The sequence below is a fragment of the Shewanella gelidii genome, from assembly GCF_014647855.1.
GTDB classification, from domain to species: Bacteria; Pseudomonadota; Gammaproteobacteria; order Enterobacterales; family Shewanellaceae; genus Shewanella; species Shewanella gelidii.
In genome coordinates this window covers 158,324-158,848 of sequence record NZ_BMPZ01000008.1, presented here as the reverse complement: position 1 = coordinate 158,848, position 525 = coordinate 158,324, and the positions used below count along the sequence as shown (strand labels likewise).

At 55.6% G+C, this 525-nt stretch carries 1 protein-coding gene; it reads right to left on the bottom strand.

Features of this window, described 5'->3' with window-relative positions:
* Window positions 1–525, bottom strand: a 525-nt coding sequence (locus tag IEY18_RS13855; RefSeq protein WP_194468932.1) for a cadherin-like domain-containing protein, incomplete at both ends; no start/stop codon positions are given.

Sequence of the window (525 nt, the reverse complement as noted above, 5' to 3'; positions counted from 1 at the left end):
GCCGGGGTAAAGCTGTAGCTGCCATCGGTGTTTAAGATCAACACCCCAATACCGGCGATGGTGACGCTATCGCCCGCATTGTAAGTGCTGTTATCGCCGGCGACCGAGAAGCTGACCACGGTGACACCGCCTTCCACAGAAGATGTGCCTTCCAAAACACTGCCCGTAATCGGCGTATCTTCGGCGGTGCTGACCACTTCGTTCGCATCCACAAACGGATCGGTTTCTGGCGTGACCGAAATGGTTAAGGTTGAGGTATCGGGACTCAATCCATCGGTGAGCAGGTAAGTGATGACCGGTACAGGGCCGTTGTAGTTCAGAGCCGGGGTAAAGCTGTAGCTGCCATCGGTGTTTAAGATCAACACCCCAATACCGGCGATGGTGACGCTATCGCCTGCATTGTAGGTGCTGTTATCGCCGGCGACCGAGAAGCTGACCACGGTGACATCGCCTTCGACGGAAGAAGTGCCTTCCAATACTGAGCCCGTAATCGGCGTATCTTCAGCGGTGCTGACCACTTCGTTG